The sequence below is a fragment of the Streptococcus sp. V913 genome, assembly GCF_054353455.1.
Map to the genome: position 1 here is coordinate 264714 of NZ_JBTHHX010000001.1, position 12683 is coordinate 277396.

Consider the following 12683-nt stretch of genomic DNA (forward strand, 5'->3'; position numbering starts at 1 on the left):
GATGTGCAACGATGTTGCAAGTATGGATTGGTTGGCCACAAGGACCGCGTCACTCAAAGAGTGACTCAGACTAGTTTAAGTCTGTAAAAGAGTATGGAAGTAACTCCCCGACCGTCATCTCGACCGTCGATTTATCTTTAGCGACTAAGGTCACTTTTAGATCTTTTTCAAAAAATTCAACCATGACCTGGCGGCAAGCACCACATGGCGAGATGGGTTTTTCAGTCTGTCCATAGACAATCAACTCTGAAAACTCTCTTTGGCCTTCGGAAACTGCTTTGAAAATCGCTGTACGCTCTCCACAGTTTGTCAAAGAATAGCTAGCATTCTCAATATTAACACCTGTATAAACGTTACCATCTTTCGCCACTAGAACAGCGCTAACAGGAAAATGAGAATAGGGTACATAGGCTTGCTTGCTGGTTTCAATTGCTAAGTCAATCAACTCAGTAGTCGCCATCTGCTAATTCTCCTTTTAAAATTGCCACACCAGCTGATGTTCCAATACGAGTAGCGCCTGCTTCCACAAAGGCAAGAGCGTCTGCATATGAGCGAGCTCCACCAGCAGCCTTAACTCCCATATCTGGTCCGACTGTTTTACGCATCAACTGAACATCCTCTATAGTGGCACCACCAGTTGAAAATCCAGTTGATGTTTTGACAAAGTCAGCACCTGCTTTCTGGGATAATTGGCAAGCCACAACCTTTTCATCGTCTGTCAACAAGCAAGCTTCAATAATGACCTTAACCAACTTGTCACCACTTGCTTCTACAACAGCACGGATGTCCGATTCAACTAAATCAAGATTGCCTGATTTGAGGGCACCGACATTGATAACCATATCAATCTCATCTGCACCATTTTGGATAGCTTCCTTGGTTTCAAAAGCTTTTACAGCTGAAGTTGTCGCTCCCAAGGGGAAACCAACTACTGTACAAACCTTTACATCTGAGCCTTCAAGTCCTGTTTTCGCATGTTTTACCCATGTGGGATTAACACAAACGCTGGCAAAGTCATACTCACGCGCTTCAGATAGCAAACGATCGATTTGTTCTTGAGTTGCATCTTGCTTTAAGAGCGTATGATCTATGTATTTATTTAACTTCATTTATTTTCAGACTCCTCTCTTTTTTTACGAGATGATTTCAATAATTTCCTGCAAACGTTTCACTCTGTCATTTATTTTAACATATTTTTGGAATTCTGTAACTAGTTGTGGGGAAATTTTTCCATTTGTATAAACTTTTGCGACAATTTCTCCCTTTTGAACGGAGTCCCCAACCTTCTTCTCAAAAACGATTCCAGTTTCATAGTCTAAATCATCAGACTTGACTGCGCGACCAGCTCCCAATCTCATGGCATAGAGACCAAATTCCATCGCTGGAAGGGCTGAAATAACACCTGACTCTTGGGCCGGGATATCCACTACATGTTCAACATTTACCGGGCGATAGAGATCTTCTAAATCACCGCCTTGAGCCGCCACCATTTCTTCAAACTTAGCCAGCGCTTGGCCGTTTTCAAGGTGTTGACGTACTTCTTCAACTGTCTTCTCAACATTTGCCAAACCAAGCATAATCTGAGCTAGTTCACAAATAAAGTGACTGATATCTTCTCGACCTTTTCCTTGGAGAATCTCGATTGCCTCAAGAATTTCAAGACGATTGCCAATGGCTCGTCCCAAGGGTTGACTCATATCAGTAATGACTGCTACTGTCTTTCTTCCAACAGCCTTACCCAAATCGACCATGGTTTGAGCCAATTCACGCGCCTCATCGACAGTCTTCATGAAGGCACCCTCACCAACAGTCACGTCTAGCAAAATGGCATCTGCTCCAGCAGCAATTTTCTTACTCATGACAGAACTAGCAATCAAAGGAATGGTATCGACAGTTGCTGTCACATCACGAAGAGCATAGAGAAGTTTGTCTGCTTTAACCAGCTGATCTGACTGCCCAATGACAGATACACCAATGTCCTGTACCTGACGAATGAAATCTTCTTGACTGCGCTCCACTTGGTAGCCCTTGATTGCTTCCAACTTATCTAAGGTCCCGCCAGTGTGTCCTAGTCCCCGACCACTCATCTTGGCTACTGGCACACCAAAACTGGCTACTAAAGGTGCTAAAATCAAGGTCACTTTATCACCAACACCACCTGTCGAGTGTTTATCTACTTTGATACCTTCTATGGCTGACAAATCAAACTCTTGCCCCGTCTTAACCATATTCATGGTCAGGTCAGAGATCTCACGTGTGGTCATTCCTTTAAAATAAATAGCCATAGCAAAAGCAGACATTTGATAGTCTGGGACAGTTCCAGCCACATAGCCTTCTACCAACCATTTTATTTCAGCCGTAGTCAGTTCTTGACCATCTCGTTTCTTTTGGATTAAATCAACTGCTCTCATTCTTTCACACTTCTAAGGATATAGTATCCCTTATCTTTCTTTACGATATCACAATTGCCAAAAACGTCTTCCATCTTACTTTTAGCACTTGGAGCTCCTTGTTTTTTCTGAATGACAATGGTTAAATCTCCTCCGTCATTCAAGAAATCTCTGCTCTTTTCGATAATCTCATGAACAACCTGTTTGCCCGCTCGAATCGGCGGATTGGAAATAACATGGTCAAACTTCCCTTCAACTTGTTCATAGATATTGGATTGGAAAATAGTTGCTGAAACTTGGTTTCTCTCAGCATTTTTTCGCGCCAAGTCCAAAGCACGATTATTGATATCGATCATGGTTGCTTGAACTCCGTAAGCCTTGACCAAAGAAATCCCTAGGGGACCGTACCCACAGCCGACATCTAGCACCCGCTCGCCTTTTTCAACCTCGAGACACTTCAGTAAAAGCTGACTACCAAAGTCAACCATCTTTTTACTAAAGACACCTGCGTCCGTTAAAAAGGTCATTTTATGTCCCAACAATTCTACTCGCAACTCATGAATGTCGTGAGCAGCATCTGGATTTTCTGCATAATACATTTTACTCATAAAACTATTTTAGCATATTTTAAGGTTTTTTAACACCGTTTACAAAGCTAAAATTCAACAAACAAACTAAATCTGTTATGACAATAATTAAAAGATTTTTGTATTACTTCCTCTATTTTTGATCTTTTAGAGCAACTTATAGCAACTTTCAAGAATCAGAATGAGAAATATCGAATTTCATTCTCTCTTTAGATGAGAAATATGATATACTAAAATATCGAACGAGGAAAAAATATGACCAACGAATTTTTACATTTTGAAAAAATCAGCCGTGAAACCTGGCAGTCCTTGCATCGCAAGACAACCCCTCCCTTGACAGAGGAAGAGTTAGAATCCATCAAGAGCTTTAATGACCAAATCAGCCTGCAAGATGTGACAGATATTTATTTACCATTAGCTCATCTCATCCAAATTTACAAACGCACCAAAGAGGATTTAGCCTTTTCTAAGGGAATTTTTCTCCAAAGAGAGAGTAAATCTCAGCCCTTCATCATCGGTGTTTCAGGAAGTGTTGCTGTAGGAAAATCAACAACTAGCCGACTTCTGCAAATCCTTCTGTCTCGTACAGTGACTGACGCTACTGTGGAGTTAGTGACGACCGATGGTTTTCTCTATCCCAATCAAACGTTAATAGACCAAGGAATCTTAAATCGCAAAGGCTTTCCAGAGAGTTATGACATGGAAGCCTTACTGAATTTTCTTGATCGCTTAAAAAATGGACAGGATGTTGATATCCCCGTCTATTCTCACGAGGTTTATGATATTGTTCCTGGGGAGAAACAACGTGTTAAGGCTGCAGATTTTGTGATTGTTGAAGGCATCAATGTCTTTCAAAATCCTCAAAATGAGCGCCTTTACATCACCGACTTTTTTGATTTTTCCATCTATGTAGACGCTGCTGTTGAGGACATTGAGAGTTGGTATTTAGACCGATTTTTAAAACTCCTTAGCTTTGCACAAAACGATCCAGACAGCTACTATCACCACTTTACGCAAATGCCAATAGAGGAAGTAGAGTCTTTTGCCCACCAAGTATGGAGTGATATCAACCTTACAAATCTACAAAACTATATTGAACCAACAAGGAATCGGGCCGAGGTTATTCTCCACAAGGCTAAAAACCATGAAATCGATGAAATTTACCTAAAAAAATAATTTCCCCTTGTCAAAACATAAGTTTTCAGATATAATAGTATAGTTAGTAAATATGGAGGTAAGAACATTGGCAAACATTAAATCAGCTATCAAACGCGCTGAATTGAACGTTAAACAAAACGAAAAAAACTCAGCTCAAAAATCAGCTATGCGTACTGCTATCAAAGCTTTCGAAGCAAACCCTTCTGAAGAACTTTTCCGTGCTGCTAGTTCAGCTATCGACAAAGCAGAAACTAAAGGTTTGATTCATAAAAACAAAGCAAGTCGCGATAAAGCTCGTCTTTCAGCTAAACTTGCTAAATAAGAAACAGTCCATAGAGGCTGTTTTTTTGACCTCTAATCAGAAAAGGTAGAAAATGAAAATCGCAATCATCGGTTATTCTGGTGCTGGTAAGTCAACTCTAGCAGAAAAGTTATCTAACTACTACTCCATTCCCAAACTGCATATGGACACCCTCCAATTTCAACCAGATTGGCAAGACAGTGACCGTGATTGGATGAAATCCGAGATGAAAAGCTTTCTAAACAATCACTCAGACTGGGTCATCGATGGCAACTACTCTTGGTGTTATTACGAGGAAAGAATGCTAAAAGCTGACCAAATCATCTTTCTCAATTTTTCACCATGGACTTGCTTACTGAGGGCCTTTAAGCGTTATCTCAAATACAGAGGTCAAGTTCGAGAAAGCATGGCAGCAGGCTGTCCTGAACGCTTTGACTGGGAGTTTATCCGATGGATTCTCTGGGATGGGCGGAGCAAATCCGCTAAGGAATGCTATAAGGGGGTTCAAGAAACCTATCCAGAGAAAATAATTGTTCTCAGGTCGCAAAAGAAGATAGATTACTTTTTAGAAAATCTCACACGTAACAAGAAAAACCAACGTGCCTAACGTTGGTTTTTTGCTTTTAGCCAATCACACTTCCGTTTGGTACAGCTGGATCAACTGTGAGAAGGGTTAATTTGCCATCATGTTCAGCTGAGAGGATCATCCCTTGGCTGACATATTTTTTCATCATCTTACGGGGTTTGAGGTTGGCAACGATTTGGACTTTCTTGCCGACCAATTCTTGTTCATTTGGATAGTATTTCGCAATTCCTGAGAGGATTTGACGATCTTCACCATCGCCAGCATCTAGGCGGAATTGAAGCAACTTGTCAGAACCTTCTACTTTAGAAACTTCCTTAACTTCTGCGACACGGATTTCAACCTTATCGAAGTCTTCAAACTTGATTTCTTCTTTGTTTAGTTTGAGTTCGACTTCATCTGGATTCCATTCTTTTTCGACTGCTGGTTTATTACCTTCCATTTGTTCCTTGATATAGGCGATTTCTTCTTCCATATCCAGACGTGGGAAGATTGGTGTTCCTTTAGCTACTACAGTTACACCTGATGGCAAATCAGCCAAGCTCAAGTTTTCAAGGCTAGAAACTTCTGCCAATCCAAGCTGAGTCATGACCGCACGACTGGTTTCCATCATAAATGGCTCAATCAAGTGAGCGACAACACGAAGGCTAGCTGCCAAGTGGCTCATAACGCTTGCCAACTGATCACGAAGAGCTTCGTCCTTAGCCAAGACCCATGGAGCAGACTCATCAATGTATTTATTAGTACGAGAGATAAGAGTCCAGACTGCTTCCAAAGCACGTGGATAGTCGACTGCTTCCATGTGTGTATGGTAGTCAGCGATAGATTGCTCTGCAACGTCAGCAAGAGCATTGTCAAACTCTGTCACTCCTTCTACATAGGCAGGGATTTGACCATCAAAGTACTTGTTAATCATAGAAAGCGTACGGTTAAGAAGGTTTCCAAGGTCATTTGCCAATTCATAGTTGATTCGACCTACATAGTCTTCAGGAGTGAAGGTTCCGTCTGAACCAACTGGAAGGCTACGCATGAGATAGTAACGAAGTGGATCCAGTCCATAACGCTCTACCAGCATTTCAGGGTAAACGACATTCCCTTTTGACTTAGACATCTTGCCGTCTTTCATGACAAACCAACCGTGGGCAATCAAACGATCTGGCAATTTTACATCCAACATCATCAGAAGGATTGGCCAGTAGATAGAGTGGAAACGAAGAATGTCTTTTCCAACCATGTGGAATACTGTTCCATTCCAGAACTTGTCAAAGTTACCATGTTCATCTTGACCGTAGCCAAGAGCTGTCGCATAGTTTAGCAGGGCATCAATCCATACGTAGACAACGTGTTTTGGATTAGATGGCACTGGCACACCCCAGGTAAAGGTTGTACGAGATACTGCCAAATCTTCCAAACCAGGCTCGATGAAGTTACGTAACATTTCATTAAGACGACCATCTGGAGTGATGAAATCAGGGTGCGATTTGAAAAATTTAACTAAACGGTCTTGGTATTTGCTGAGGCGAAGGAAATAAGACTCTTCTGAAACCCACTCCACTTCATGTCCTGATGGAGCGATACCACCCGTCACATTTCCAGCTTCGTCACGGAAAACTTCCGCAAGCTGGCTTTCTGTAAAGAATTCCTCATCTGAGACTGAATACCAGCCAGAGTATTCACCCAAGTAGATATCATCTTGAGCAAGCAAACGTTCAAAGACCTGAGCCACTACTTTTTCATGGTAATCATCAGTTGTACGGATGAATTTATCGTATGAGATATCGAGTAATTTCCAGAGTTCTTTGACTCCAACCGCCATCCCATCAACATAAGCTTGAGGTGTGATACCAGCTTCTTCCGCTTTTTGCTGGATTTTCTGACCATGCTCGTCAAGACCTGTCAAATAAAAGACATCGTAGCCCATAAGGCGTTTGTAGCGAGCTAGGACATCACAAGCGATGGTAGTATAGGCAGAACCGATATGAAGTTTACCAGATGGATAGTAAATCGGTGTTGTAATATAAAAATTCTTTTCAGACATAATTTTTCCTTTCCAGGCAAATGAAACCTGTTTTTCTAACACTTCATTATATCATATTTTTAGTGATTTTCGATAGGAAAATCCATACAAAAACAAGACAGACAAATGTCCATCTTGTTTTTTCTGCTCTATATCTTATTCATAACGAAGGGCTTCAATCGGATCGAGCTTAGAGGCTTTATTGGCCGGCAAGACTCCGAAAATCATACCAACGCTGGCTGATACAGCCAAGCTAAAGAGAGCAATTGGGAGGGAAACCCCAACTTCGATACCTGCAATCATATTTTGCAACAAGATACCTGCTAACATTGTCAAGCCTGCTGCACTTACTAGGCCAATGATACCACCTAGTAAGGTCAAGATCATGGACTCAATCAAAAACTGTACTAAGATATTAGCCCGTGTAGCTCCGAGAGCCTTCCGCAGACCAATCTCACGCGTACGTTCTGTCACCGAGACTAGCATGATATTCATGACACCTGTTCCTCCCACAAAAAGAGAGATCCCTGCAATGGCACTGATAACAGTGGTCATAAAGCCAAAGATTTGTTGCACTTCTTGGAAGGCGGCAGTGGCATCCGCAACTTGGTACTCCCCTTGCTGAAGACCTGCAATCTCAGTCAGTTTTCGAGCCAACTCCGGACCTAAGGTCTGCGTTAGACTAGTATCATTGACACGAAAGACGATGTTCGAGATTTCATCAGTATTAAAATTGGCTGCAAGAGAGATATTGGTCGTAATTGGAAGACCACCAATCCCAAAGGCTTTAGCAGTTTTGGCTTCATTGCTCGAATAAACGCCAATCACACGGTAACTAAATTCATTGACAGAGATGACTTGATTAACCGCAGCTTCTGGACTATCGAACAAACTCTTGGCTAGTTCTTCGTCCAGCAAAATCACACTGGCAAACTCCTTGTAGTCTTGCGGTCTTAGACTTCTACCCGCAACGATTTCATTTTCAACTGCGTTCATGTAGGTGCTATTTCCGCCTGTCAGAGTCGCTCGTTCAACCTTCTTATCCTTATAAGACAGGGTGACGTTAGTCGAGTTAGTGACATAGTAACTGTCTACTCCTTTGAGTTTAGCAGCCTCCTTGACCCAGGATTCTAGTGGTTTTGGTGGTTCAACATGAACATCCTCTTCTTTCCCACTGACTGTCAAAGCGGATTGTTTCTGCGTAAAGGAACCGTCCTTGCTTTTGATAGGAGAGAAAAAGACATGGATATCCTTCTGTGATTTGGTCATGTTTTTATTGACCTGACGAGACATGGAGTCTCCCAGAGCCATGATGACAACGACAGACGAAACTCCGATGATAATCCCGATCATGGTGAGGAAGGAACGCATCTTGTGGGCCATGATGGATGAAAAGGCAAATTTCAGATTCTGCATCTTAGTTTTCCTCCTTTTCTACCTGAGCACTGTCAGACGAGATGACACCATCACGAATGACAATTTGGCGTTTGGCATAGGCGGCAATCTCAGGCTCATGCGTGACCATGATAATGGTCTTCCCTTCCTTGTTTAACTCCACCAACAGTTGCATGATTTGATTTCCTGTCTTGGTATCCAAGGCTCCTGTGGGTTCGTCTGCTAGGATGATAGAGGGATTATTTACCAAAGCACGCGCAATCGCTACACGTTGCTTTTGACCACCTGATAACTCGGAAGGCAAATGCTGACTGCGCTCCGTTAGCTCAACCTTTTCCAGAAATTCCTCCGCCAATTTCCGACGCTTTGAAGCCGAAACACCAGCGTAAATCAAGGGCAATTCGACATTTTGAAGCGCATTGAGCTTGGACAAGAGAAAGAACTGCTGAAAGACAAAGCCGATTTGCTGGTTGCGGACCTTGGCCAGTTGTTTCTCTCCAAGACCTGCCACTTCTTGACCTTCAAGGTAGTACTCTCCACTAGTTGGTGTATCCAACATTCCGATGGTATTCATCAACGTAGACTTACCAGAACCAGATGGTCCCATAATGGCAACAAACTCACCTTCATGAACTTCTAGATTGATATTTTTAAGGACCTGCAATTCTTGGTCACCATTTCGATAACTTCTACAGATATTTTTGAGACTAATTAGTTTCTTCATCAGCCTTCACCTCTTTTCCTTCTTCCAAGGAAGATGTTGGATTACTGATGACCTTGGCTCCGTCTGTCAAACCTGAAGTAATTTCTTGGTTGTCTGCATCCGCATTCCCCAAAGCAACTTCTACCTTCTTCGCTTTTTTCTGGTCGTCAACGATCCAGACATAGTTTTTGTCATTTTCGGTAACGACACTTGTCAAAGGAACAAGGAGGGCTTTACTCTTGTTTTTGACTTCCACACTGACAGAGAAGCCTTGTTTCAACTCACCGATATCGCTGGTCACATCAACAGTATAAGGGTACTTAGATCCAGTATTCCCTCCAAGGGCTGCATTTGCTGCTTCTCCATTGTTTTTAGGATAATCAGAAATATAGCTTATTTTTCCTGTCCAGCTCTTATCTTGGTAAACCTTCGAAGTAAAGGTAACTTCTTGGCCTACAGAAAGGTTGGCAAGGTTGTATTCAGACAACTCCCCTTTGACCTGCAAGTTTTCATTACTTACGACATGTACTACCACTTGGCTATTACCTGTTGGCGTTTTGGAAACATTACGATTAACTTCAACTACAGTCCCTTCTAGTGTACTGAGGACAGTTGCAGCATCTAGCTGAGCTTGAGCCTTGTTGAGCTGAGCCACAGCATCTGCACGGTTATCCTTGGCATCACTGATTTGAGAATCAATAGAAGATACTGAAGAAGTCGCTGCTTGCGCTTGTTCTGGGAGTCCAGCTTCTGTTGGAACCTGTGGAGAAGCTGGTGCAGCTGATGCATTTTCACGAGCTTTGTTTAACTCCTCGATATGACGGTCTGCCTTTGCAACTGCACGATCTGCTGCATCATAGGCAGCTTGAGCATCCGCACTGCTGTATTTGACCAAAGCTTGCCCTTCTTCGACCTTGTCCCCAACCGAAACAAGAATTTCATCTAAATCTCCCTTACTAGCATCAAAATAAACGTATTGTTCATTTTTTGCTGTAACCGTACCTGACAAGAGAACCGATGAAGCAACGGAACCTTCCTTAGCAGTAACGATATGAGAGGTTTCATCCTTGACTGCTGACTGGGAAGGTTGTCTAAAAATCAAAATCCCCGCAGCACCGATAACAATAGCACTGGCAACACCAATCGCTGTGTATAATTGCCATTTTTTTGCCTTCTTATTTCTTTTCATTTTTAAGCTCCTTTATTCTTTTGCCTTACAAAAACCATTATATCAGAAACACCAAACCCAAACAATGACAGTTCAGATGGAAACAATGACAATTCAGGATCATTATTTCGTTCGGTATTCGTTTTTTGGATTATTGTGCTAGATATATAATACAATATCTTTTGGAATTTGGCAAGCGTTTTTATAATTTTTTTATCGTAGCAGATTTTTGCATTCAAAAAGTAAAAACGATAGAATATGACTATCAAAGCTATAAGGAGTTTTCTATGAGAGAATATGATATCATTGCCATCGGTGGAGGGAGCGGTGGCATTGCCACCATGAACCGAGCTGGCGAACACGGTGCTAAAGCAGCTGTTATCGAGGAGAAAAAATTAGGTGGAACTTGTGTCAACGTTGGCTGTGTTCCTAAGAAAATCATGTGGTATGGAGCGCAAATCGCTGAAAGCTTCCACCACTACGGTCCTGACTATGGTTTTACAAGTTCAGATGTTCAATTTGATTTCGCAAAACTTCGTCAAAATCGTGAAGCCTACATCGATCGTGCCCGCTCGTCTTATGATGGAAGTTTCAAGCGCAACGGTGTTGATCTGATTGAAGGTCGTGCTCATTTCGTTGATTCCCACACAGTCAGCGTTAATGGTGAATTGATTCGTGCCAAACATATCGTGATTGCGACTGGTGCTCGCCCAAGCATCCCAACTATCCCTGGAGCTGAACTCGGTGGTAGCTCAGACGATGTCTTTGCTTGGGAGCAACTTCCTGAATCCGTTGCGATTCTTGGAGCTGGCTATATCGCCGTTGAATTAGCAGGTGTTCTCCACGCACTAGGAGTAAAAACTGATTTGTTTGTCCGTCGCGATCGTCCCTTGCGCACTTTTGACAGCTACATCGTTGAAGGTCTTGTCAATGAAATGGAAAAAACAGGTCTACCTTTACACACACACAAGGTACCCGTCAAGCTCGAAGAAACGGAGCAAGGCATTACGATTCATTTTGAAGACGGTTCTAGTCACATTGCAAGCCAAGTTATCTGGGCTACCGGTCGTCGTCCAAATGTAGATGGTCTGAATTTAGAAAAGGCCGGCGTTACACTCAACCAACGTGGATTTATCCAAGTGGATGAGTATCAAAATACAGTTGTAGATGGCATCTACGCCCTTGGAGACGTTACTGGAGAGAAAGAACTGACCCCAGTAGCCATCAAGGCAGGACGCACCCTATCTGAACGTCTTTTCAACGGAAAAACAAATGCCAAGATGGACTACTCAACTATCCCTACTGTTGTCTTCTCCCACCCAGCAATCGGAACGGTTGGTTTAACCGAGGATCAAGCTATCAAAGAATACGGCCAAGATAACATCAAAGTCTACAAGTCAAGTTTTGCATCTATGTACTCTGCTGTTACAAGCCATCGTCAGGAATCTCGCTTCAAACTCATCACCGCCGGTGCTGACGAAAAAGTTGTTGGCCTTCACGGACTCGGTTACGGAGTGGATGAGATGATTCAAGGATTCGCTGTTGCCATCAAGATGGGAGCAACCAAGGCAGACTTTGACGCTACAGTAGCTATCCACCCAACCGCTTCAGAAGAATTTGTGACTATGCGCTAAATACTAAAAGAGACCTCGAGAGGTCTCTTTTTACTTGCAAAATCGGCTGTTACAAAATTGTTACCTTGATCGGAAGAATAGGTTGACTTTTCTTTCTGAATTAGTATAATAGTTACTATAATTTTGAAAAGAGGTTAACAGTTTTGAAAAAAGCTCATATCTATGCTATCCCTGCTATCGGTGCTGCTCTCATCGCCGTATTGGCACAAATCAGTCTCCCTATCGGTCCTGTACCCTTTACTTTGCAAAACTTTGCAATTGGTCTGATTGCTACTGTTTTTAGACCCAGGGAATCCGTTCTATCTGTAGCTCTCTATCTCCTGCTGGGAGCCATTGGTTTACCTGTCTTTGCAGGGGGTGGTGCGGGATTTCACGTTTTAGTCGGTCCAAGCGCAGGCTATCTGTGGTTCGACCTTGTCTATGCGGGAATTACATCTTATCTTATCCATCAAAATAGTGGCTACATTCGCATTTTCCTAGCCAACCTCTTGGGTGACTCCCTGGTCTTTGTCGGAGGTATCTTCAGCCTCCACTTCCTTGCTGGGATGCCATCTGATAAGGCGCTAGCAGTTGGTGTCCTTCCCTTTATCCTCCCTGATCTTGGTAAGATTATTGCCATTAGTTTCATTAGCCGTCCACTACTCAAACGATTGAAAAGCCTTACTTATTTTTCAAGATAAAAAATAGTCCAGAACAAGCGTTCTGGACTATTTCCTTTCAAATTACTTCCTAAGAACTAACTGAAAA

13 protein-coding genes are annotated in these 12683 nt (G+C 42.5%); 5 read left to right on the plus strand and 8 right to left on the minus strand.

Annotated features, from left to right (window positions below):
• Positions 1-70 precede the first annotated feature (70 nt).
• The 4 genes from ACXYSL_RS01305 to ACXYSL_RS01320 are packed head-to-tail and all read right to left on the minus strand — an operon-like array spanning position 71 to position 2998.
• Positions 71-460: a cytidine deaminase gene (locus tag ACXYSL_RS01305; RefSeq protein ID WP_084940612.1), complete on the minus strand. Its 390-nt coding sequence runs from the start codon at positions 458-460 to the stop codon at positions 71-73.
• On the minus strand, positions 447-1109 hold the full coding sequence (deoC, locus tag ACXYSL_RS01310; RefSeq protein WP_458623749.1) for a deoxyribose-phosphate aldolase: 663 nt from the start codon (positions 1107-1109) through the stop codon (positions 447-449). The genes ACXYSL_RS01305 and deoC overlap by 14 nt, the downstream gene beginning before the upstream one ends.
• Before the next feature lie 24 nt (positions 1110-1133).
• A complete protein-coding gene (locus ACXYSL_RS01315) occupies positions 1134-2411 on the minus strand; it encodes a pyrimidine-nucleoside phosphorylase (RefSeq protein WP_458623750.1) in 1278 nt (425 codons plus the stop codon).
• Positions 2408-2998 carry a class I SAM-dependent methyltransferase gene (locus tag ACXYSL_RS01320; protein WP_458623751.1) on the minus strand — a complete coding sequence of 197 codons (591 nt, stop codon included), beginning with the start codon at positions 2996-2998 and terminating at the stop codon, positions 2408-2410. The genes ACXYSL_RS01315 and ACXYSL_RS01320 overlap by 4 nt, the downstream gene beginning before the upstream one ends.
• Before the next feature lie 234 nt (positions 2999-3232).
• On the opposite strand from ACXYSL_RS01320, the gene coaA reads away from it, so the two are divergent.
• From coaA to ACXYSL_RS01335, 3 genes are all read left to right on the plus strand, one after another.
• Positions 3233-4153, plus strand: a complete 921-nt coding sequence (coaA, locus tag ACXYSL_RS01325; RefSeq protein ID WP_045617327.1) for a type I pantothenate kinase — start codon at positions 3233-3235, stop codon at positions 4151-4153.
• Between the two features lie 67 nt (positions 4154-4220).
• Positions 4221-4457, plus strand: a complete 237-nt coding sequence (gene rpsT / locus ACXYSL_RS01330) for a 30S ribosomal protein S20 (RefSeq protein WP_001274000.1) — start codon at positions 4221-4223, stop codon at positions 4455-4457.
• 52 nt (positions 4458-4509) lie between these two features.
• Entirely contained in the window at positions 4510-5043 is a 534-nt protein-coding gene (locus tag ACXYSL_RS01335) for a DNA topology modulation protein (RefSeq protein WP_181186867.1), read from the plus strand.
• Between the two features lie 16 nt (positions 5044-5059).
• On the opposite strand, the gene metG is transcribed toward ACXYSL_RS01335, so the two are convergent.
• The 4 genes from metG to ACXYSL_RS01355 form a co-directional block, all read right to left on the minus strand.
• A complete protein-coding gene (gene metG, locus ACXYSL_RS01340; RefSeq protein WP_458623752.1) occupies positions 5060-7057 on the minus strand; it encodes a methionine--tRNA ligase in 1998 nt (665 codons plus the stop codon).
• A gap of 135 nt (positions 7058-7192) precedes the next feature.
• Positions 7193-8452, minus strand: coding sequence for an ABC transporter permease (locus tag ACXYSL_RS01345; protein WP_458623753.1), 1260 nt, complete (start codon positions 8450-8452; stop codon positions 7193-7195).
• 1 nt (position 8453) lies between these two features.
• Positions 8454-9155 carry an ABC transporter ATP-binding protein gene (locus tag ACXYSL_RS01350; protein WP_061598264.1) on the minus strand — a complete coding sequence of 234 codons (702 nt, stop codon included), beginning with the start codon at positions 9153-9155 and terminating at the stop codon, positions 8454-8456.
• Entirely contained in the window at positions 9139-10323 is a 1185-nt protein-coding gene (locus tag ACXYSL_RS01355; RefSeq protein ID WP_458623754.1) for an efflux RND transporter periplasmic adaptor subunit, read from the minus strand. The genes ACXYSL_RS01350 and ACXYSL_RS01355 overlap by 17 nt, the downstream gene beginning before the upstream one ends.
• Before the next feature lie 266 nt (positions 10324-10589).
• Here ACXYSL_RS01355 and gor point away from each other — a divergent pair, with 266 nt between their 5' ends.
• Both gor and ACXYSL_RS01365 read left to right on the plus strand, forming a co-directional pair.
• Entirely contained in the window at positions 10590-11936 is a 1347-nt protein-coding gene (gor, locus tag ACXYSL_RS01360; RefSeq protein WP_458623755.1) for a glutathione-disulfide reductase, read from the plus strand.
• A gap of 143 nt (positions 11937-12079) precedes the next feature.
• Positions 12080-12616, plus strand: coding sequence for a biotin transporter BioY (locus ACXYSL_RS01365; RefSeq protein ID WP_458623756.1), 537 nt, complete (start codon positions 12080-12082; stop codon positions 12614-12616).
• The last annotated feature ends 67 nt before the right edge of the window (positions 12617-12683 follow it).

Coding starts and splice junctions, on each gene's coding strand:
- ACXYSL_RS01305 (WP_084940612.1), bottom strand. CDS start 460: ATGGCGACTACTGAGTTGATTGACTTAGCAATTGAAACCAGCAAGCAA.
- deoC (WP_458623749.1), bottom strand. CDS start 1,109: ATGAAGTTAAATAAATACATAGATCATACGCTCTTAAAGCAAGATGCA.
- ACXYSL_RS01315 (WP_458623750.1), bottom strand. CDS start 2,411: ATGAGAGCAGTTGATTTAATCCAAAAGAAACGAGATGGTCAAGAACTG.
- ACXYSL_RS01320 (WP_458623751.1), bottom strand. CDS start 2,998: ATGAGTAAAATGTATTATGCAGAAAATCCAGATGCTGCTCACGACATT.
- coaA (WP_045617327.1), top strand. CDS start 3,233: ATGACCAACGAATTTTTACATTTTGAAAAAATCAGCCGTGAAACCTGG.
- ACXYSL_RS01335 (WP_181186867.1), top strand. CDS start 4,510: ATGAAAATCGCAATCATCGGTTATTCTGGTGCTGGTAAGTCAACTCTA.
- metG (WP_458623752.1), bottom strand. CDS start 7,057: ATGTCTGAAAAGAATTTTTATATTACAACACCGATTTACTATCCATCT.
- ACXYSL_RS01345 (WP_458623753.1), bottom strand. CDS start 8,452: ATGCAGAATCTGAAATTTGCCTTTTCATCCATCATGGCCCACAAGATG.
- ACXYSL_RS01350 (WP_061598264.1), bottom strand. CDS start 9,155: ATGAAGAAACTAATTAGTCTCAAAAATATCTGTAGAAGTTATCGAAAT.
- ACXYSL_RS01355 (WP_458623754.1), bottom strand. CDS start 10,323: ATGAAAAGAAATAAGAAGGCAAAAAAATGGCAATTATACACAGCGATT.
- gor (WP_458623755.1), top strand. CDS start 10,590: ATGAGAGAATATGATATCATTGCCATCGGTGGAGGGAGCGGTGGCATT.